This window comes from Burkholderia sp. Bp8994 (assembly GCF_003853805.1).
Lineage (GTDB): Bacteria > Pseudomonadota > Gammaproteobacteria > Burkholderiales > Burkholderiaceae > Burkholderia.
Map to the genome: position 1 here is coordinate 149,326 of NZ_QTQH01000003.1, position 21,236 is coordinate 170,561.

Below are 21,236 nucleotides of genomic sequence, written 5' to 3' on the forward strand. Positions count from 1 at the left end.
GACGAACGGCACCGGTGATGTGCCTGACAGGAGACAACGATGAAGCGAATCGGCATGGCCGGATGGCTGGCCATACTGGCGGCGACGTCCTCGTTCGCTCAGGCGGCCGACGAGGATTCGCCTGCGGTGCGGCGCAACTGGTACAACGATCCGTTCGTCGCGTTGTCGCGGGGCTTCGCGGAATGCCCGCTGCCGCTCGGCCCGTGGATGACGCGTGCCGAGATGACGGACGACGCGCATTACCGCGCCGAGCGCGGGACCACCTGCTGGCTCGCTCACCGCTGCACGAAACCGAATTCCTATATGTATGACGCGCCGATCGCCGAGGCGGCGAAAGCGCATTTCGCGGGCACCGATCGTCTGCAGGGCACGAGCCTGTGGATCACCGTGCAGCGGCGCTTCATCTATGTCGAAGGGTGCGCCGATCCGGCATTCGATCGGGAGGCGCTGGCGCGCGAACTCGGCGCGCTCCCCGACGTCGAGCAGGTGTTCGTTCGCATCACCGACGATCCGCACCGGGCCGTGCCGTACAAGACGCGAGGACGCCCGGACCGGACGCCGGACCGAGCGCGGGACTGAACGTGTGACGACGGTGCGTGGCATACTCGCGGCATTCAAAAATCGGTTGACGGAAAGAACAATGAATCACATGCTTGCGTCGGTCTGTCGGTGGCCTCGAACGCATTGGCGTCGGGCCGGATTGTTGGCCCTGGTTGCGGGGCTCGGCGGCTGCGGCGGTGGGGCGCCGCTGTTCACTTCTGACGGGCGCCCGACTACGCAGGTGCAGTGCACCGGCAGCGACTGGAGCAATTGCACGGACAATGCCCGCGCCATCTGCAATGGGGAATACGACGTCCTCCAGCAATCGACCGATGACGCCGTGCGAAATCTTCTCTTCGCATGCAAGAGGAAAAGCGGCTATTGATCCTGATATGCCTGGATAAGGAGACCATAATCGGGTGAAGCGCTTTTCCATTCGCTTGGAGTCGGCTATTTTTCATGAATAACACTCACGGAGTCCCATCCAATATGGCGACCTACAGGCAACTGACAGCGCAGCTCGAAAGACTTCAGCAAAAGATCGACAAGGAACGCGAAAAGGCGATTGCCGATGCGATTGCCGCCATTCGGGCGAAAATCGAGGAGTTCGACATTACCGCGGAAGAGCTCGGTTTCCGGCCGATCGGCACTGCTGCCGCCGCGAAACCGAAGCGTCCGTTGCCGCCGAAGTACCTGAATCCGAAGACGGGCGAAACGTGGAGTGGCCGCGGGCGTGCGCCGGCATGGCTCGGCAAGAACCGCGCGCGTTTCCTGATCAAGGACTGACTCCCGAAAATCCTCACCTTTCGTGCGCTGACTGACGGTGCGAACGGCCATGCGGCCGTCGCACCGTTTTGTTTTTGGGTGGCGACAGCACGACTTGAAACCGCGAATTGAACGCCAATGCCGCGCGATTGACGGATCCCGTTTTGCGAATTCACCGCGATTCGACCGGATATCGCCGCGAATTCCGGTAAACAACCCTGCAATTACGCGGCATGCGTGCATTGGTGTTGTCGATCGCCGCGGTGCTGATGTATCGCCGATTGCCTTCACCTCTCGCGCATTGGCGCATTGCGCCGTGCAATTCCCGAACTTGCTCACCATGGTTCCTGTAAATCCTCACCTTTGAAGTGACGGCCGAATGACCGCATCGTGTCGCCTTCGCCCATTCCGTCGTGCGAAGGCGTCGGCGACCGGCCCATGTTGCGGGCATTGATGCGCGTCGCACAGTCGGCCGTTCGGCATATAGGCAGCCGCATCGGGTTCGCCTATGCTTGGAGTTCGCGTCGACCGGTGCACGGCCATCCGTGCCCGTGTGCCGGTCGGGTCGTCTTTCGTTACCGTATGGAGCCGATGTGACCGTCCGCCATCTCGATGCCTTGTTCCAGCCCAGGTCCGTCGCGGTCGTCGGTGCATCGTCGCGCGCGGGCAGTATCGGCGCGATGGTGTGGGCGCGCGTGCTCGACGGTGCGTTCGAGGGGCCCGTGTGGCCCGTCAATCCGAAGCATCGCGAGCTGAACGGGCACTCGGTCGTGGCCGACGTCGACCGGCTGCCAGCGCCGCCGTCGGTCGCCGTGATCTGCACGCCGCCTGTCACGTGGGCCGGCATCGTGCGCAAGCTCGGCGAGATCGGCACGCGCGTCGCGGTGATCGTCGGCGAGGCGCGCACCGACGCCGATCGCGCCGCGCTCGATCGCACGCTCAAGGCCGCGAAGCCATTCGTGCTCCGAATCGTCGGGCCCGGCAGTCTCGGCGTGCTGTCGCCCGCGCGGCATGCGCATTTCGGCGCGCCGGCCTATACGGCACGATCGGGCGGCGTCGCGTGGGTGTCGCAATCGAACGCGCTGACGAACGCGGTACTCGGCTGGGCCGATGCGCGAGGCCTCGGTTTTTCGCATGTCGTCGCGCTGGGCCGTGAAGCCGACGTCGACGCGGGCGACGTGCTCGACTACCTCGCCAGCGATCCCGGCACGCGCGCGATCCTGCTGGAACTCGACACCGTGTGCGCCGCGCGCAAGTTCATGTCGGCTGCGCGGGCAGCGGCGCGCAACAAGCCGGTGCTCGCGCTGCGCACCGGGCGCGCCGATCCCGGCGACGCGCTTTACACGGCGGCGTTCCAGCGCGCGGGGTTGGTGCGTGTCGATGCGCTCGACGATCTGCTCGACGAGATCGAGACGCTCGGCGTCGGGCGCGTCACCGCGCGTGGCGCGGCGACGCTCGTGACGAGCGACGCAGGCGTCGCGAAACTCGCGGTCGATGCGGTCGCGGAGGTGCGCGACGTGCTGGCCGACTGGCCCGCGGCGGCCACGTCGGCGGTCGCGGCCGCGCTGCCGCATCTGGCCGCGCCCGGCAATCCGCTGACGCTCGGCGACGATGCGCGTCCCGAACATTTCGGCGCCGCCATCAAGGCGCTCGCGCCGTTTCCGCAAACGGGCACGCTGTTCGTCGTGCATTCGACGTCTCACAGCGCGCCGGCCGACGCGGTCGCGCGTACGCTGATCGAGTCGCGGCAGTACGCGTACCGCGGCATCCTCGCGTGTTTCTTCGGCGCGGTCGACGCGGCGACGCGCGACGCGCTGCACGCGAACGGCATTCCCGTGCACACCACGCCGCAGCGGCTTGCGCGCGCATACGCACGGCTCGTCGACTACAACCTCGGGCGGCAGTTGCTGATGCAGACGCCCGAGGGCACGCCGCCGCAGCCGGCTGAATGCGTTGCGTCCGCGCAGGCCGAGGCGCGACGGATGGTCGAGGCCGGCGAGCATGAACTGGCCGGCGAAGCGGCGTTGCATTGGCTCTCCCACTTCGGCCTGCACGGCGAGCCGGCCGATTCACCGGCCGACGAATCGGCCGACGAATCGGCCGGCGCCAGAATCGTCGACGTCACGGTCGACATGTACGACGATTCGAACTTCGGCCCGGTGTTCCGTTATGCCGTGCCGCCGGCGGATGGCGTATCGGCGCCGTTCGTCGTGTACGGGCTGCCGCCGTTGAATACGGTGCTCGCCCGCGCGGTGATGGAGCGTTCGCCATATGCGCGCCGCACGCCCGTCGAACCCACGCTCGATGCGCTGACGGCACTGTCGCAAGTCGTTTGCGACGTGCGCGAAGTCGTCGCGATGTCGGTCACGCTGCGCGTGCTGTCCGATCGGGCATACGTGGTCGCGCCGCGCATCACGGTGGCGGCCGGGCGCAGCCGGCTCGCGATCATGCCGTATCCGCGCCATCTCGAGCAGACGCTCGAATGGCGCGGCGAGACCGTGACGATCCGTCCGATCCGTCCGGAAGACGAGGAAGCACACAACGAACTGCTCGGCGCGATGACGCCGGACGATCTGCGGATGCGGTTCTTCGGCGCGGTGCGCAGCTTCGATCATTCGCAAGTCGCGCGCATGACGCAGATCGACTACGACCGCGAGATGGCTTTCATCGTGTCGTTCACCGACGTGTCGGGCCGGTCGCACACGCTCGCGGTGGCGCGTGCGGTTACCGATCCCGACAACGAGACGGCGGAGTTCGCGATCGCCGTGCGGCCCGATCAGAAGGGCAAGGGGCTCGGGCGGCTGATGATGACCCGCATCATCGACTATGCACGCTCGCGCGGCACCGGATGGATGATCGGCGAGGCGCTGCGCGAGAACACCGCGATGATCTCGCTGGCGAAGGCGTGCGGCTTCGCCGTGTCGACGACGGAGGAACCCGGCGTGGTGGGGTTCAGGATGAAGCTGCAACCGTAATCGCGTGGGTGAGCATGCTCGCACGTCCGGCGGCATCGTGCAGAGTCGGTACGGCATGCATGATGTCGATGGTGTACAGGCACTGCCGAGCGAATTCGTCGACGTTCGGCATGCCGATCGTTCGACTGGTTCGCTCGATTGCGCGGATCGGTACGACAGTCGCTCGGTGACCGGCGGGAAACGGCGAACGCGTCGAGTCACGGCATCCGCGGCGGGCGCGTTGCGTGTGCCGATGACCTCCGCGTATCACCGGTTCCGGGGTGTCATGGTCGAGCGCATGAACGCCGGCATTTCGCATGCGCAGGATCGGAAACAGAGCAAAGGTGAGACTTTTCGGGAGCCACGAGTGAGCTTTTCCGGGAGCTGTCGAGTGAGCCGATACGGGAGCGCTCGGTGAGCCTTTCCGGGGATCTGCCGGTGAGCCCTTGCGGGAAGCCCTGGTGAGCCTTTCCGGGAGGGCCCGGTGAGCATCTCCGGGAGGCGTCGGTGAGAACGTTCGGGAAGGGGTTGGTGAGCATCTCCGGGGGCTTCAGGTGAGCTTTTCCGGGATGTCTGGGTGAGCGTTTACGGGACGCTTCGGTGAGACTTTTCGGGAGCTTGCGAACGCAGTGCTCCGGCTGGCGCGGCGCCGGCTGTTGCCGGCGTCCGCACCGGTGCGGGCACGCATGAACCGTGCCCGCGGCAGCGTTTATGCAGCGAGTTTCGATGCCGCGTCGTTCACCTGCTCACGCGAAATCGCGAGTTCTTCGAGGTGCGCGTCGGCATAGATGCCGCCGGTTTCGCGCTCGAGGCGGGCGATCGTCAGCGCGCAACGCGCGATGTCCTTCGGCATCGCGATGAAGCGCTTGACCGATTCGCCGGCCGTGAATGCATCGAACAGCGCGCCGCGCACGTCGTCCGGAAGCGTCTTGGTCCATTGGTACGGCTTGCCGTTGAACGTGATCGACGGCGGCAGCGTGCGTTCCTTCTTGGTGGCCGTGATGAGGCCGTAGGTACGTGCGGCGTCGCCGATCTGCTCGGGCGAAAAGAGTTCGTCGGGCGTGATGTCGAACTGCTCGATGTAGTTCTCGATCGCCCGCATCGCTGCGGCGCGATCGTCGCGCTTCTTCTGCGCGCGCGCGACGATGTCGCGCAGCTCGTCCGCTTCCTCGGACGTGATCGTGAAGCTCGCCTGCTTCTGCTGAAGTTCGGAGAAACGCTGGAATTCTTGATCGTTCAGAAGTTTGGCCATGACATCCATCGGATACGACGGCCGCGACAGCCGGCCGCCGTAGTTTTTGAGAGGGCCGCTATTCTAGCGTAGCGCGGCGTCCGCGCATCCGGAAACGGTCTGCGGAATGCCGGTACGAACGCCTGCGCGACCGGCGCACATCGCATACCGCGTGGGCGGCGTCGCACCGGCCTGCCCGACCCGCTGACCGAACGACCGCCCGCCGCGCCCGCCCGCTCGCCCGACCAATTTCAACCCGGTCGCCCGCTCGACAACAATCAGCAAGTCTCCGCGCGGCACATCGACAACTGGCCTGCCGTATCGCGCAGCCTTGCGACGACCACCTCCACGGACGGCGCCATGTGCGCGTCGATCCGGCGCATGTATGGGCAGGTCAGCACCGCGATCGCATGGCCGGCCGGGCCGAGGATCGGCGCGCTCAGGTCGGTGACGCCGTATGCCTGGCGGCTGTCCTGGCGCACGTAGCCGGACTGGCGAATGGACTGGCACGCGTGCGCGAGTTCCTGCTCGTTCATCGGCGTTTCACCCTTGACCTTGCGATGCTCGACCAGCATGTGCGCGCGCTGCTCGGTACCCTGGAACGACAGCATCACGCGTCCCGACGCCGTATCGGCAAGCCCGACGCGCGAGCCGAGCCGCACCGACACGCCCCACGGGCCGGGGCCGTCCACCTGTGCGATCACGAGCAGGTTGCCGCGATCGTAGACGGTCAGATGGCACGACTGTTCGGCCGCATCGGCGAAGCGCTGCATCAGCGGCAAGGCCTCGGCGATCAGCCGGTTCATCGGCGGATGGCGGTGCGCGAGCGCGAACAGTTTCAGGCTGAGCGTGTAACGGTCGCCGCCGCTCGAGCGCATCACGTAGCGGCGCGCGACGAGACGTTCGAGCATCCGGTAGATCTCGCTCGCGTTGCGGCCGAGCTCCTTCGTGATTTCGGTGCGGGTGAGCCCTTCCTTTTGTTCCGACAGGAGTTCGAGAATGTCGAGCCCCTTGTCGAGGGCGGGTGCGCGATAGCGGTCGGCTGCGCCCATCGACGCCCGTGCGTCGCTGCCGGGGAGCGGGTTATTGGTCGTTTGCGTCATGGTAGGAAGTCCGGGAATGGCCAATCGGTTGGCGACGCACGCTGGCCGGTTTGCACGCAGATTCGCGAAGCCGCATGCGGATGTGACTGCCGTCCGGACGAGCCTGACAATAAACGTTCAGTGTGCAATGCGGCGTCTTTTTGCCGATCGTTGTCCAGCAAGAACGGATCACGTGCCGTTCCCGATGACAGGGTCGTAAGAAATATTCGACATTCATCTTTCGGTATCGAAGGACCGCGGCATTGGGCGTAAAGCCGGATGGTTCGGCGGCCCCGATGCTGCTGTGCAATCTCCGCAGGCGCACCAATAGTCGGTATCCGTCGCGCGCCATTTCACGGCGGGCCGCCGATGGTACAAAGAGCGGCGGGCCAGCGACGGTGCGGCCGCGCGTGAAGCCGACCGGCACCGGCCGGCACATGGCGCGGAGGCCGGGCCGTCGTCGCCGATGCGCAGACCGGCGGCCGCCCGTTCGATGCGCGCCGCACCCGGTGCGGCGCCGCGATCGCTGCGCCTGCGCGAGCCTCGCGTGTCGATTGGCCTGCCGGATTCGGGGCCCGACGCGCGTCATCGACGATCGGCATTCAGTCCGGCGCGTGGCCGTCAGCGGCCGCGTCGGCCGGTATCCTGTCACATTCGACAACAGAGGTTGAGCACGATGAAACTGCTTCGCTATGGCCCGTCGGGCCAGGAAAAGCCCGGTATTCTCGACGCGGACGGCCGGATTCGCGACCTGTCCGCGCACGTGCCGGATCTTGCCGGCGACGCGCTGTCCGACGCCGGTCTCGCGCGCCTGCGCGCGATCGACCCGGCCACGCTGCCGCTCGTCTCCGGCGAGCCGCGCATCGGCGCCTGCGTCGGGCGCGTCGGCAAGTTCATCGGCATTGGTCTCAACTATGCCGATCACGCAGCCGAAGCCGGCATGCCGGTGCCGAAGGAACCCGTGGTGTTCGGCAAGTGGACCAGTTCGATCTGCGGCCCGAACGACGGCATCGACATCCCGAAGGGCTCCGTGAAGACGGACTGGGAAGTCGAACTGGGCGTCGTGATCGGCGCGACGTGCAAGGACGTCGACGAAGCGCGCGCGCTGGATTACGTCGCCGGCTACTGCGTCGTCAACGACGTGTCCGAGCGCGAGTGGCAGATCGAGCGCGGCGGCCAGTGGGACAAGGGCAAGGGCTTCGACACGTTCGGCCCGATCGGCCCGTGGCTCGTCACGCGCGACGAGGTGCCCGATCCGCAGCGCCTCGACCTGTGGCTCGAGATCGACGGCCACCGCTATCAGAACGGCAACACGCGCACGATGGTGTTCACCGTCGCGCAACTGATCGCCTACCTGTCGACCTGCATGACGCTGCAACCGGGCGACGTGATCACGACCGGTACGCCGCCGGGCGTCGGGATGGGCATCAAGCCGTCGCCGGTGTTCCTGAAGGCCGGTCAGACGGTGCGCCTCGGGATCGCGGGGCTCGGCGAGCAGTTACAGAGCACGCGCAACGCGCAGTAAGCGCTCGCGCGGCGCGGGCGAGGCTGGCGGACGTAACCGGCTGGCTATCCGCCAGCGCCGCCGGACCCGTCGCCGGATCGCCGGCGGCGACCGACGCGAGTCGAACGCCGACCCCGGTGCAACAAAGACAAGGGCCCGGCTCCGCATGACGCGGAACCGGGCCCTTGTCGTTCATCCGCGTTGGGACTCGGCGGATCAGACGACGTTGCCCAGCTCGCAATGGGCTTCGAGGCGATACCCGTCGGGATCGACGACGAACGCCGCGTAATAGCCGGGGCCGTAGTGCTCGCGTTTGCCCGGCCCGCCGTTGTCCTGTCCGCCGTGCTGCAGCGCGGCGCGGTAGAACGCATCGACTTCCACCGGCGACGCCGCGCGAAACGACAGGTGCAACCCTGAATCGGGATCGGCGACGACCGGACGTGCCGCGTGCTGCAACCACAGCACCGGTTCGCTGGTGCCGTAGCCGAGGGATCCGTCGTCGCTGTACAGCCGCTTGTAGCCGAGCGCGCCGAGCGTGCTGTCGTAGAACGCGCGGCTGCGGTCGATGTGGGCAACGCCGAACGAAAGGTGATCGATCATCTGTGGCTCCTTGAACTGAAGGGGGGCATCAGTGCAGCAAACCTGTTTACAACCACCAGGCCATCCGCTTGTGACGAAGCGCGCCGAGCATGCTGTCGTGGAACGCGCGGCTGCGGCCGGTGTGGACAACGTCGTGCGAAAAACGATCGATCATCTGTGGCTCCTTGAACTAAAGAGGGGACATCACAGCAGCAAACCGGTTTTTAACCACCATGCTGGTTATATTAGGAAGCGTCCGGATGCTTGTCAACCGGCATGGTGGTTAGATACGATCGCGTCATGAGCAAAACGCAACCTTCCGTCACGACGGACTGCCTGGTTCCGGCGCCGTCGGAAACGCTGAGCATCGATTTCGCGAACACGCTGTACTGGCGTGGCGCCGACGTGCCGACCGAAACCTTCGGCACGCTGGACGACCTGTTCACGTGGTGCCGCGAGCAGGCTGGCGTGCCGGCCGGCCTGGCCGACGCGTGTCGCGCACAAGCACAAGAGAACGAGAAGGAGGACGCGCCGGCGATGCTGACGCGCGCGCTCGCGCTGCGCGAGGCGTTGTACCGGCTCTTTCACGCGCAGGCCGAGCGGCGCGAGCCGCAAGCCGACGATCTCGCGCTGCTGGGCGGTTTTCTGGCGGAAGCGGCGCCGCGCGTCGCGCTCGCGCGGATCGATGGTGGTTACGCGTGGCGGATCGGGGCAGCGGGCGCGACGCTCGCGGGGCTGCTGAGCCCGGTGCTGTGGTCGGCGACCGACCTGCTGGGCGGCGCGCGCCTCGCGAAGGTCAAGCGCTGCGCGAACGACGTATGCCAGTGGCTGTTCATCGACGACAGCAAGAACGGCAGCCGCCGCTGGTGCTCGATGTCGTCCTGCGGCAATCGCGCGAAGGCGTACCGCCACTATCACAAGGCCGATTGACGGCGGCGCGCGTCCCGGTGCGTCACCCGTCGATCGCGCCCATCCCGCCCGAACCTATTTCGCCGACAGCTTCCGCCACAGCGTCGTCTTGCTGATGCCGAGCATCGCGCACGCGCGATCGCGATCGCCGCCGCACGCATCGAGCGCCGCGCGGATCTCGTCGGCTTCTGCGCGACGGCGGCGCGCGTGGAGCGTCTGCGCGTCGGTGGCGTCGGCATCGGCCGCATCGGGCGGCGCCGCGAACAGCTCGGGTGCGATCGCCTGCAGCGCATCGGGCGCGAGTGCCGCGCACGCGGCGCCCGGATCGTGCTCGTCGACCTCCTCGGCCAGTTCCACCGCGATCCGCTCGATCACGTTCTGCAGTTCCCGCACGTTGCCGGGCCAGCGGTAGCGCGCGAGCGTCGCCTGCGTCGCGCCGAGCACGCGCATCGCATCGTCGGCCTCGCGCACGCGTTCGGCCAGCCGCGGCTCGCGCCGCGCGGCCTGCACGAGCAGCGTGGCCGCGAGCGCCGGAATGTCGGCGGCGCGCTCGCGCAGCGGCGGCAGGCCGACGTTCAGGATGTTGAGCCGGTAATACAGGTCCGCGCGGAACGTGCCGGCCTCGACGGCCGCGAGCAGCGGCCGGTGCGTCGCGGCGATCACGCGCACGTCGATGCGGATCGGCTCGGTCGAGCCGAGACGGATCACCTCGCGCTCCTGCAGCACGCGCAGCAGCCGGCTTTGCAGCGACGGCGGCATCTCGCCGATCTCGTCGAGAAACAGCGTGCCGCGGTGCGCGGCCTCGAACAGCCCGGTCTTGCCACCGCGCCGCGCGCCGGTGAACGCGCCTTCCTCGTAACCGAACAGCTCGCTCTCGAGCAGCGCCTCCGGAAACGCGCCGCAGTTGATCGCGACGAACGGATAGCTGCGCCGCACCGACAGCGCGTGCAGGCTCTGCGCGATCATTTCCTTGCCGGTGCCGCTTTCGCCGAGCACGAGCACGGTCGCATCGGATTTCGCGTAGCGGCGCACGAGATCGCGCACGCGCGCCATCGGCGCGGACGCGCCGACCACGTCGTCGAGCGTGTAGCGCGCCGCGAACTGCTGCGTGTTCGGCTGCGAACGCAGCGCGCGGTCGAGCCGTTCGACCGCGCGCGATTCCTGGAACGTCAGCACGCTGCCCGACGTGACGCCGCGATCGACGAGCGGCCCGCGATGCACGACGTAGCGCACGCCGCGCACGGTCGCGAGCGCGTCGCCGTCCTCGCCGCGCAGCGTGCGCAGTTCCGGACGCAGGTCGACGAGCGCGCGGCCGACGGCCGCCGCGGGTTCGACCCCGAGCGCCGACGCGAGCCGCTCGTTGATGGCTTCGACGCGGCCGCGCGCGTCGAGCGCGACCACGCCGTCGCGCAGGTGCTGCAGCAGGTTGTCGAGCCGCTGGCGGCGAAACGCCTCGGCGTGCGTCGCGTACGCGACCTCGAGCGCCGTCTCGACCGCCTTGCGCACCGACGCGTGCGAATACAGGAACACCGCGCCCATGCCGGCGCTCGCCGCGAGATCGGTGACGAGGCCGGGGCCGACGATCGTCTCGATGCCGCGGTCGTGCAGGTCGTGCACGCAGGCTTCCGCTTCCTGCGCGGACTGATATGACGCAAACTGCACGTCGAGGCCGTAGGCGGCGACGAAGCGGCGCACTTCGGGCGGCGTCTCGCCGGCGCTGACGAGCGCGATCCGCGACGCGTCGCGCCGCGCGCGCGCGAGCGCCTGCATCACGTCGAAGCCGGTCGGCGACACGACCACGACCGGCACCTGCGCCCGCGTTTTCAGGAAGCCGCCGTTCGAGCCGGCCGCGACGATCACGTCGGGGCGCGCGGTGCCGGCCTCCGCGATCGCGCTCAATGCGTCTTCGTACGCCCGCGTGACGATGCGCACGTCGGCGCGTTCGTCGAATTCGCCGGCGATCTCGCGAAACAGGTCGCGCAGGCGGCTGATGCCCATCGCCCAGATGCGCGGACGCACCGTGCGGTCGGCCGGGCCGACGGGCTTGGTCGAGGAGAGGTCCATGGCGACCGATTATGCGCGCGCGATTTCATTTTTGAAACATGAAATTGCTGAAATGAAATCATCGGGCGCTGCCTCGCCCGTGCCGGTTGCTTAAGAATCAGTGGGTTAGCCCCGATTCACGAGCTGGCCCGGTCCTTGCTGTTCATGGTCATTCCTTCAGGAGGCCGTTCATGAGCAACACGCATCTTCAGAGCGCCGGCGCGAAATTCCGCGCGGCAGTCGCGGCCGAGCAGCCGCTGCAGGTGGTCGGCGCGATCACCGCGTACGCAGCCAAGATGGCGCAGGCCGTCGGCTTCAAGGCCGTGTACCTGTCGGGCGGCGGCGTCGCCGCGAATTCGCTCGGCATTCCCGATCTCGGCATCAGCACGATGGAAGACGTGCTCATCGACGCGAACCGGATCACCAACGCGACCGACCTGCCGCTGCTCGTCGACATCGATACGGGCTGGGGCGGCGCGTTCAACATCGCGCGCACGGTCCGTTCGTTCATCAAGGCCGGTGTCGCAGCCGTGCACCTCGAGGACCAGGTCGGCCAGAAGCGTTGCGGCCACCGTCCGGGCAAGGAAGTCGTGCCGACCGACGAAATGGTCGATCGCGTGAAGGCCGCGGTCGACGCGCGCACCGACGACCAGTTCGTGATCATGGCCCGCACCGACGCGGCCGCTGCAGAAGGGATCGACGCCGCGATCGAGCGCGCGATCGCCTACGTGGAAGCCGGCGCGGACATGATCTTCCCGGAAGCGATGAAGACGCTCGACGACTATCGCCGCTTCAAGGCCGCGGTGAAGGTGCCGATCCTCGCGAACCTGACCGAGTTCGGCTCGACGCCGCTGTTCACACTCGACGAGCTGCGCGAGGCGAACGTCGACATCGCGCTGTACTGCTGCGGCGCGTATCGCGCGATGAACAAGGCCGCGCTGAATTTCTACGAGACGCTGCGCCGCGACGGCACGCAGAAGGCGGCGGTGCCGACCATGCAGACCCGCGCCGAGCTGTACGACTTCCTCGGCTATCACGCGTACGAGCAGAAGCTCGACGAACTGTTCGCGCAGGGCAAGAAGTAACGCGGCCCGCGCGCCGGGACACGGTTCCCGGAACGCTTTTGCATGAAGCCGGGCCGCGCGCACGAGCGCCGCGCCCGGCCGACGTGACACCCCAGATACCCATTGGAGAACGGAAACATGAGCGAGACGAAAGACGCAGCAGCACCGGCCGCCGCAGGCGCATTCAAGCCGAAGAAGTCGGTGGCGCTGTCGGGCGTGACGGCCGGCAACACGGCGCTGTGCACGGTCGGCAAGACCGGCAACGACCTGCACTATCGCGGCTACGACATTCTCGACGTCGCCGAATCGTGCGAATTCGAGGAAATCGCGCACCTGCTCGTGCACGGCACGCTGCCGAACCTGACCGAACTCGCCGCATACAAGACCAAGCTGCGCGCGCTGCGCGGCCTGCCGAGCGCGCTGAAGGCCGCGCTCGAGCAGATCCCGGCGTCGGCTCATCCGATGGACGTGATGCGCACCGGCGTGTCGGTGCTCGGCACCGTGCTGCCGGAGAAGGACGATCACAACCTGCCGGGCGCGCGCGACATCGCCGACCGCCTGATGGCGTCGCTCGGCTCGATGCTGCTTTACTGGTATCACTTCTCGCACAACGGCAAGCGCATCGAGACGGAAACCGACGACGACTCGATCGGCGGCCACTTCCTGCACCTGCTGCACGGCAAGACGCCGTCGAAGTCGTGGGTCGACGCGATGCACACGTCGCTGATCCTGTACGCGGAGCACGAGTTCAACGCGTCGACGTTCACCGGCCGCGTGATCGCGGGCACGGGTTCGGACATCTACTCGGCGATCACCGGCGCGATCGGCGCGCTGCGCGGTCCGAAGCACGGTGGCGCGAACGAAGTCGCGTACGAAATCCAGAGCCGCTACAGCTCGCCGGACGACGCCGAAGCCGACATCCGCCGCCGCGTCGAGAACAAGGAAGTCGTGATCGGTTTCGGCCACCCGGTCTACACGATCTCCGATCCGCGCAACAAGGTGATCAAGGGCGTCGCGCACAAGCTGTCGAAGGAAGCGGGCGACCTGAAGCTGTACAGCATCGCCGAGCGCCTGGAATCGGTGATGTGGGACGCGAAGAAGATGTTCCCGAACCTCGACTGGTTCAGCGCGGTGTCGTATCACATGATGGGCGTGCCGACCGCGATGTTCACGCCGCTGTTCGTGATCTCGCGCACGTCCGGCTGGAGCGCGCACATCATCGAGCAGCGCGTCGACAACAAGATCATCCGCCCGAGCGCGAACTACACGGGTCCGGAAGACCTGCAGTTCGTGCCGATCGAGAAGCGCTGATCTTCGGCCGCGCGCGCCGGCGCCCGTGATGCGGGCCGCCGGCGCGCGCGCAACGTCTTACCCCGAATTCCGCCCCACATCATGAATACCGCCAACCGCAAACCCCTGCCCGGCACGTCGCTGGACTACTTCGACGCGCGTGCCGCGGTCGAAGCGATCGCTCCCGGCGCATACGACACGCTGCCGTACACGTCGCGCGTGCTCGCCGAAAACCTCGTGCGCCGCTGCGATCCGGCGATCCTCGCCGATTCGCTGAAGCAGATCATCGAGCGCAAGCGCGAACGCGACTTCCCGTGGTTCCCGGCGCGCGTGGTGTGCCACGACATCCTCGGCCAGACGGCGCTCGTCGACCTCGCGGGCCTGCGCGACGCGATCGCCGAGCGCGGCGGCGACCCGGCCAAGGTGAACCCGGTCGTGCCCGTGCAGCTGATCGTCGACCACTCGCTCGCCGTCGAGTGCGGCGGCTTCGATCCGGACGCGTTCGCGAAGAACCGCGCGATCGAGGATCGCCGCAACGAGGATCGCTTCCACTTCATCGAATGGACCAAGCGGTCGTTCGAGAACGTCGACGTGATCCCGCCGGGCAACGGCATCATGCACCAGATCAACCTCGAGAAGATGTCGCCGGTGATCCAGGCGCAGGACGGCGTCGCGTTCCCGGACACCTGCGTCGGCACCGACAGCCACACGCCGCACGTCGACGCGCTCGGCGTGATCGCGATCGGCGTGGGCGGGCTGGAGGCCGAGAACGTGATGCTCGGCCGCGCATCGTGGATGCGCCTGCCCGACATCGTCGGCGTCGAGCTGACCGGCAAGCGCCAGCCCGGCATCACCGCGACCGACGTGGTGCTCGCGCTGACCGAGTTTCTGCGCAAGGAAAAGGTGGTCGGTGCGTATCTGGAATTTCGTGGCGAAGGCGCCGCGAGCCTCACGCTCGGCGACCGCGCGACGATCTCGAACATGGCGCCCGAATATGGCGCGACGGCCGCGATGTTCTTCATCGACGGCCAGACGACCGACTACCTGCGCCTCACCGGACGCAGCGACGAGCAGGTGAAGCTGGTCGAGACCTACGCGAAGGCAGCCGGCCTGTGGGCCGATACGCTCGCCAACGCGCAATACGAGCGCACGCTGACGTTCGACTTGTCGAGCGTCGTGCGCAACATGGCCGGCCCGTCGAACCCGCACAAGCGGCTGCCGACGTCCGATCTCGCCGCGCGCGGGATCGCCGGCCAATGGGAAGAAAAGGCGGGCGAGATGCCCGACGGCGCGGTGATCATCGCCGCGATCACGAGCTGCACGAACACCAGCAACCCGCGCAACGTGATCGCCGCGGCCTTGCTCGCCCGCAACGCGAACGCGAAGGGCCTCACGCGCAAGCCGTGGGTGAAGAGCTCGCTCGCGCCGGGCTCGAAGGCGGTCGAGCTGTACCTCGAAGAAGCGAACCTGCTGCCCGAACTCGAGAAGCTCGGCTTCGGCATCGTCGCGTTCGCGTGCACGACCTGCAACGGGATGTCGGGCGCGCTCGACCCGAAGATCCAGCAGGAGATCGTCGATCGCGACCTGTACGCGACGGCCGTGCTGTCCGGCAACCGCAACTTCGACGGCCGCATCCATCCGTATGCGAAGCAGGCGTTCCTCGCGTCGCCGCCGCTCGTCGTCGCGTATGCGATCGCCGGCACGATCCGGTTCGACATCGAGAAGGACGTGCTGGGCCACGACCAGGACGGCAAGCCCGTCACGCTGAAGGACATCTGGCCGACCGACGAGGAAATCGACGCGATCGTCGCGTCGAGCGTGAAACCCGAGCAGTTCCGCAAGGTCTACGAACCGATGTTCGCGCGCGCGGCCGATGCGGGCGAGCGCGCGGCGCCGCTGTACGACTGGCGCGCGCAGAGCACGTACATCCGCCGCCCGCCGTACTGGGAAGGCGCGCTGGCCGGCGAGCGCACGCTCAAGGGCATGCGCCCGCTCGCGGTGCTCGGCGACAATATCACGACCGATCACCTGTCGCCGTCGAACGCGATCCTCGCGAACAGCGCGGCCGGCGAATACCTCGCGAAGATGGGCCTGCCCGAAGAAGACTTCAACTCGTACGCGACGCACCGGGGAGACCACCTGACCGCGCAGCGCGCGACCTTCGCGAACCCGACGCTGATCAACGAGATGGCGGTCGTCGACGGCGCGGTGAAGAAGGGCTCGCTCGCGCGCGTCGAGCCGGAAGGCAAGGTCATGCGGATGTGGGAAGCGATCGAGACGTACATGAATCGCAAGCAGCCGCTGATCGTGATCGCGGGCGCCGACTACGGCCAGGGCTCGTCGCGCGACTGGGCCGCGAAGGGCGTGCGGCTCGCGGGCGTCGAGGCGATCGTCGCCGAAGGCTTCGAGCGGATCCACCGCACGAACCTGATCGGGATGGGCGTGCTGCCGCTCGAGTTCAAGCCGGGCACGAACCGCACGACGCTCGGCATCGACGGCACCGAGACCTTCGACGTGATCGGCGAGCGTACGCCGCGTGCCGATCTCACGCTGGTGATTCACCGCAAGAACGGCGAGCGCGTCGAGGTGCCGGTGACGTGCCGGCTCGATACGGCCGAGGAAGTGTCGATCTACGACGCGGGCGGCGTGCTGCAGCGTTTCGCGCAGGACTTCCTCGAATCGTCGCAGGCGGCTTGACCGGGTCATACAGGGACAACGCAAACATGGCTCACATTCCTCAAATCAGGATTCCCGCGACCTACATGCGCGGCGGCACCAGCAAGGGCGTGTTCTTCCGGCTGCAGGACCTGCCGGACGCCGCGCAGGCGCCGGGCGCCGCGCGCGACGCGCTGCTCTTGCGCGTGATCGGCAGCCCCGATCCGTACGGCAAGCAGATCGACGGGATGGGCGGCGCGACGTCGTCCACCAGCAAGACGGTGATCGTGTCGAAGAGCACGCGGCCGGGGCATGATGTCGACTACCTGTTCGGGCAGGTCGCGATCGACCGCGCGTTCGTCGACTGGACCGGCAACTGCGGCAACCTGTCGGCGGCGGTCGGCCCGTTCGCGATCAGCGGCGGCCTCGTCGATGCGTCGCGCGTGCCGCGCGACGGCGTCGCGACAGTGCGGATCTGGCAGGCGAACATCGGCAAGACGATCGTCGCGCACGTGCCGGTCACGAACGGCGCGGTGCAGGAGACGGGCGACTTCGAGCTGGACGGCGTCACGTTCCCGGCCGCCGAAGTGCAGCTCGAGTTCATGGACCCGGCCGCCGACGAAGAGGGCGCGGGCGGCTCGATGTTCCCGACCGGCAACCTCGTCGACGACCTCGCCGTGCCGGGCATCGGCACGCTGAAGGCGACGATGATCAACGCGGGGATTCCGACCATCTTCGTCGACGCAGAGGCGATCGGCTATACGGGCACCGAGCTGCAGGACGCGATCAACGGCAACCCGAAGGCGCTCGAGAAGTTCGAGACGATCCGCGCGCACGGCGCGCTGCGCATGGGCCTGATCGATACGCTCGACGAGATCGCGACGCGGCAGCACACGCCGAAGGTCGCGTTCGTCGCGAAGCCGGCCGACTATGTCGCGTCGAGCGGCAAGCGCGTGAATGCGGGCGACGTCGACCTGCTGGTGCGGGCGATGTCGATGGGCAAGCTGCACCACGCGATGATGGGCACGGCGGCGGTCGCGATCGGCACGGCCGCGGCGATCCCCGGCACGCTCGTCAACCTTGCGGCGGGCGGCGGTGAGCGTAATGCGGTGCGCTTCGGGCATCCGTCGGGCACGCTGCGCGTCGGCGCGGAAGCGCAGCTCGAGAACGGCGAATGGACCGTCACGAAGGCGATCATGAGCCGCAGCGCGCGCGTGCTGATGGAAGGCTGGGTGCGGGTGCCGGGGGATGCGTTCTGAGCATGCCGCGGTTCGTGCGTGCAACCCTGCAGCGCTGAACCGGACCGATCCCTGCGAAGCGGGCCCGCTGCGCAGGGATTTTTTCGTTTGGCGCATGCGTGACGAAGGCAATTCGCTATTCAACGCGTGGGATCGGTGACCGTACCGGTGCGCGGAAGCGCACTCCGGTCGTGATGCACGGATCCGAGCTGGCGTGAGTCATCGCAGATCGATCCCAAAGCGTGGGACCCACGTGAGCACTAAAGCGCTAACGCGGATCGACCGCGAAGCATGGGACCACGTAAGCGCTAAAGCGCTAACGTGGATCGACCGCGAAGCATGGGATCCACGTAAGCGCTAAAGCGCTAACGTGGATCGACAGGAGAATCGCATGTCGCTTGATGCGCCGCTTTCCGGCGTCCACATCGTCGAATTCGAAGGCCTCGGCCCCGGCCCGCTCGCGGGCTGGATGCTCGCCGGGATGGGCGCGCGCATCACGCTGATCGCGCGTCCGGCCGGCCGCACCAGCGCACCGGACGCGCTGCAGGGCCGCGACGGCGACCTGCTGCGCGAAGGCAAGACGATCGTCGAACTCGATCTGAAGACGCCGGCGGGCCGCGACGCGGCGCTCGCGCTGATCGCGCAGGCCGACGCGCTGATCGAGGGCCTGCGTCCCGGCGTGATGGAACGCCTCGGCCTCGGGCCCGACGATTGCGCGCGCCACAACCCGAAGCTCGTGTATGGACGCATGACGGGCTGGGGCCAGGACGGACCGCTCGCGACGGCCGCCGGGCACGACCTGAACTACGTCGCGCTGACGGGGCTGCTGTCGCTGTCGGCACCGCGCGACGGCCGGCCCGGCGTGCCGCCGACCGTCGTCGGCGATGCGGGCGGCGCGCTCGGGCTCGCGTTCGGGATCGTCTGCGCGCTGTTCGACGTGCGCGGCGGCGGCCCGGGGCGCGTGGTCGACGGCGCGATCGTCGACATCGTGTCGATGCTCGGCTCGCTCGCGTTGTGGGCACGCGCGAACGGGCAGCTCGATGGCGCGCAGCCGAGCCTCTTCCACGATGCGCCGTTCTACGACGTGTATCGCTGCGAGGACGGCGAATGCGTGACGATCGGCGCGCTCGAGCCGCCGTTCTATGCGTTGCTGGTCGAGCGGCTCGGTTTGAGCGATGTCGATCCGGCGTCGCAGTACGATCGCGCGCGCTGGCCGGCGCTGAAGGTGCGTTTCGCGGAGGTGTTCGCACAGCAGCCGTCCGCGCACTGGCGCGCGCTGCTCGAAGGGACGGACGCATGCTTTGCGCCGGTGCTGAGCGTGGCCGACGCGCTGGAGCATCCGCACAATGCGGCGCGCGGGATCTATCGTACCGATGCGAGCGGCAACGTTCGGGCGCGCGTGGCGCCACGTTTTCTGCCGTTGACGGGCGATGAAGCTTAAGCGCATCCCAAGTCGGATATATCTCGGATAATGCCGACCGCATCGAGGTATTGAGACAGAAAAAAATAATCCTCGTTGTCGGTAGGAGTTTCGAATTCGTCTGATTGTTTTTCCTTTCTCGATCACGCAAATTTTTGCGTCGAACAATCCTTATCCATTCGTCGAGAAAGGAGATCCAGATGAAGAACGAGCAGAGCGCGCCGACTTATCTTTTCGCCACCATCGGAGCGCTCACTGAGCGCGGTGGTCGTGTGACCCAAGCTAGCAGCGGCCTTGCTGTCGCTGGGCTTGCTGTTGCCCGGGTTGGCGATGTCGTCACGTACGAGGATGGCAGTGAGGCAGTCATTACCGACGGTGCGGGCAATTATGCGGTTTGCCGAGAAAGGCCATTTGCACTGGTAGGTAGCCGATTGAGCAATGGCGATCGTATCGTCGAAACACTTCAGCGGTTATGGGGCATTCATGTTCCGGCGGGTGAGACGGTCGAAGGCTTGTTCGATGCGGCTTATGTGCCTTCGCCTGAGCCGCCGCGCCACCGGCTCGCGGTGCGAGGCGCAACGACTGCGCGAGGTGGCGTGCTGCGCAACGCTACCTGTGCCTGGAACACCGGTGTCCGGCTTGGCAAGGCTGGTATCGTGGGTAATCAGGTCCACTATGCGGACGGTTCGACCGCGCGAATCGTAAGCGGTCTTGCCCTGGCGGATAACCGTGACTTCGAGCCGCTGGCTTTTGTCGGAAGCGAACTCGATAACGGCGACATCATTACGGACAGCCCGGAGCGCGAGGGTCTCGTATCCGCCTTTACCTTCACGCTGGTGAAGCGTTCGACTACGGCACGCCCAGGAGACGTCGCGTGATCCGCTATTTCCTTGCGAAGGGCGATCAGGGTGGCAGTGCGAGCATTACGGAAGGATTGGACCCCTCGAATGGGGCATTTTGGTGGGACGGCCTGGACTTCAAAACCAATTACGGAAACCATCCCAAGGTTCGTGATGGCTTCAAATGGGGTTCGCAATCGGACAACATTTTTGGCGTGCCGGAGAAGCGGCGCGAGGTCATCGTTCGATGGAAAATCCGCAATAAAAGGACCGGGAAGATCGTCGATGGGGGTGAGCGCGGGCGTTACGATTCGGTGTGGGTTTCGACAGCCGCGCACGGGGATACGGTATTTTGGAAGCACAATCCCGACTATCTGAAGGCGAGCGGAGGAAAAGCATACCGATGAAACCCGCAATGACCTTGGTGGCAATCCTGGTTGCCTTCGCAAGGAGCGCTCATGGCGCTACGATCTACGACAGCTATGACGAGTTCTATGCGGCCCAATCGAGTGCATTGTTTGGCAGTCCAGTCCAGCAACGCGCAAGCTTTCTATATTCCGATCGCGGCAATGGAGGCGTATACCAGGATTTTCAAATCGACTTGGACGGGAAGACGGTACACGTCACAGTAGCGGAGCGCCAGATATCGATTGGCGGCAGGATCTATCGCTTTTCGAACGCAACGACTTTCCCTGGTGAACATCCGGTGGATATCTACCCCGGAAGCGCGAGCATATTTTTTACTGGAGCCGCGGACCATCGTCCGTCGGCTCTCTGTGTGGAGGGAAACAGCAGCGGGTCTGGTGAATCTGGCCGCCATCGCCAAATCTACTTGCTGACCAACCCGTTCGAGTTTAGAAAAAGCGCGGCATTTCTTCATTTGCCGAGTCTGCTTTCGTCCTGTCGGGCCGTATTGGCAACAAAGGCCGGATTGCTTGCATTTCCGAAGAACAGCTATCTGTTCGATGATGCACAAGAGACCCGTCTCGGCCTATTAATTTCGTACTACACGTTTGAAAAGCGGCGCTTTGTTCCGGCCCTGAACGAGGTGCGGCTTCGATTTACGCGTCCCGAGATTCCATTTCAATTTTCGGTTCAGGGCGAGCAATAAGACAGCCGAACG

18 protein-coding genes are annotated in these 21,236 nt (G+C 66.5%); 14 read left to right on the forward strand and 4 right to left on the reverse strand.

Annotated features, from left to right (window positions below; all coding sequences use genetic code 11):
- The first annotated feature begins 39 nt into the window (after positions 1–39).
- The 4 genes from DIE04_RS04225 (at position 40) to DIE04_RS04240 (ending at position 4,280) form a co-directional block, all read left to right on the forward strand.
- Complete coding sequence (locus DIE04_RS04225) at positions 40–579, forward strand: BON domain-containing protein (RefSeq protein ID WP_124520091.1); 540 nt, start codon at positions 40–42, stop codon at positions 577–579.
- A gap of 61 nt (positions 580–640) precedes the next feature.
- A complete protein-coding gene (locus tag DIE04_RS30030; RefSeq protein ID WP_235879175.1) occupies positions 641–925 on the forward strand; it encodes a hypothetical protein in 285 nt (94 codons plus the stop codon).
- A 104-nt stretch (positions 926–1,029) separates the two neighbouring features.
- Complete coding sequence (locus DIE04_RS04235) at positions 1,030–1,326, forward strand: H-NS family nucleoid-associated regulatory protein (RefSeq protein ID WP_044845003.1); 297 nt, start codon at positions 1,030–1,032, stop codon at positions 1,324–1,326.
- A gap of 572 nt (positions 1,327–1,898) precedes the next feature.
- Positions 1,899–4,280 (forward strand): GNAT family N-acetyltransferase, encoded by a 2,382-nt coding sequence (locus DIE04_RS04240; protein WP_124486054.1) that lies wholly within the window; start codon positions 1,899–1,901, stop codon positions 4,278–4,280.
- 688 nt (positions 4,281–4,968) lie between these two features.
- Here the strand turns inward: DIE04_RS04240 and DIE04_RS04245 are convergent.
- Both DIE04_RS04245 and DIE04_RS04250 read right to left on the reverse strand, forming a co-directional pair.
- Positions 4,969–5,520: a hypothetical protein gene (locus DIE04_RS04245; RefSeq protein ID WP_044845005.1), complete on the reverse strand. Its 552-nt coding sequence runs from the start codon at positions 5,518–5,520 to the stop codon at positions 4,969–4,971.
- Between the two features lie 248 nt (positions 5,521–5,768).
- Positions 5,769–6,593: an IclR family transcriptional regulator gene (locus tag DIE04_RS04250; protein ID WP_185500306.1), complete on the reverse strand. Its 825-nt coding sequence runs from the start codon at positions 6,591–6,593 to the stop codon at positions 5,769–5,771.
- A gap of 655 nt (positions 6,594–7,248) precedes the next feature.
- Here DIE04_RS04250 and DIE04_RS04260 point away from each other — a divergent pair.
- Entirely contained in the window at positions 7,249–8,097 is an 849-nt protein-coding gene (locus tag DIE04_RS04260) for an ureidoglycolate lyase (protein ID WP_044845006.1), read from the forward strand.
- Between the two features lie 195 nt (positions 8,098–8,292).
- Here DIE04_RS04260 and DIE04_RS04265 read toward each other — a convergent pair whose 3' ends face one another.
- Positions 8,293–8,676: a VOC family protein gene (locus DIE04_RS04265; protein WP_044845007.1), complete on the reverse strand. Its 384-nt coding sequence runs from the start codon at positions 8,674–8,676 to the stop codon at positions 8,293–8,295.
- Positions 8,677–8,931: 255 nt separating this feature from the next.
- Here DIE04_RS04265 and DIE04_RS04270 point away from each other — a divergent pair, with 255 nt between their 5' ends.
- Positions 8,932–9,585 carry an ABATE domain-containing protein gene (locus DIE04_RS04270; RefSeq protein WP_124520089.1) on the forward strand — a complete coding sequence of 218 codons (654 nt, stop codon included), beginning with the start codon at positions 8,932–8,934 and terminating at the stop codon, positions 9,583–9,585.
- Between the two features lie 54 nt (positions 9,586–9,639).
- Here the strand turns inward: DIE04_RS04270 and prpR are convergent, their stop codons facing one another.
- Positions 9,640–11,628, reverse strand: coding sequence for a propionate catabolism operon regulatory protein PrpR (prpR, locus tag DIE04_RS04275; protein ID WP_124520087.1), 1,989 nt, complete (start codon positions 11,626–11,628; stop codon positions 9,640–9,642).
- Positions 11,629–11,798: 170 nt separating this feature from the next.
- On the opposite strand from prpR, the gene prpB reads away from it, so the two are divergent.
- From prpB to DIE04_RS04315, 8 genes are all read left to right on the forward strand, one after another.
- Positions 11,799–12,692 carry a methylisocitrate lyase gene (gene prpB, locus DIE04_RS04280; protein WP_044845010.1) on the forward strand — a complete coding sequence of 298 codons (894 nt, stop codon included), beginning with the start codon at positions 11,799–11,801 and terminating at the stop codon, positions 12,690–12,692.
- Positions 12,693–12,809: 117 nt separating this feature from the next.
- A complete protein-coding gene (gene prpC, locus DIE04_RS04285) occupies positions 12,810–13,982 on the forward strand; it encodes a 2-methylcitrate synthase (RefSeq protein WP_044845011.1) in 1,173 nt (390 codons plus the stop codon).
- Between the two features lie 81 nt (positions 13,983–14,063).
- A complete protein-coding gene (gene acnD / locus DIE04_RS04290) occupies positions 14,064–16,658 on the forward strand; it encodes a Fe/S-dependent 2-methylisocitrate dehydratase AcnD (protein WP_124520085.1) in 2,595 nt (864 codons plus the stop codon).
- Between the two features lie 26 nt (positions 16,659–16,684).
- A complete protein-coding gene (gene prpF / locus DIE04_RS04295; RefSeq protein WP_124520083.1) occupies positions 16,685–17,875 on the forward strand; it encodes a 2-methylaconitate cis-trans isomerase PrpF in 1,191 nt (396 codons plus the stop codon).
- A gap of 370 nt (positions 17,876–18,245) precedes the next feature.
- Positions 18,246–19,295 carry a CaiB/BaiF CoA-transferase family protein gene (locus tag DIE04_RS04300; RefSeq protein WP_124520081.1) on the forward strand — a complete coding sequence of 350 codons (1,050 nt, stop codon included), beginning with the start codon at positions 18,246–18,248 and terminating at the stop codon, positions 19,293–19,295.
- A 179-nt stretch (positions 19,296–19,474) separates the two neighbouring features.
- Positions 19,475–20,152: a PAAR domain-containing protein gene (locus DIE04_RS04305; protein ID WP_124520079.1), complete on the forward strand. Its 678-nt coding sequence runs from the start codon at positions 19,475–19,477 to the stop codon at positions 20,150–20,152.
- Complete coding sequence (locus DIE04_RS04310) at positions 20,149–20,520, forward strand: hypothetical protein (RefSeq protein ID WP_260426215.1); 372 nt, start codon at positions 20,149–20,151, stop codon at positions 20,518–20,520. Before DIE04_RS04305 ends, DIE04_RS04310 begins: the two co-directional genes overlap by 4 nt.
- Positions 20,517–21,224: a hypothetical protein gene (locus DIE04_RS04315; RefSeq protein ID WP_124520077.1), complete on the forward strand. Its 708-nt coding sequence runs from the start codon at positions 20,517–20,519 to the stop codon at positions 21,222–21,224. Before DIE04_RS04310 ends, DIE04_RS04315 begins: the two co-directional genes overlap by 4 nt.
- The last annotated feature ends 12 nt before the right edge of the window (positions 21,225–21,236 follow it).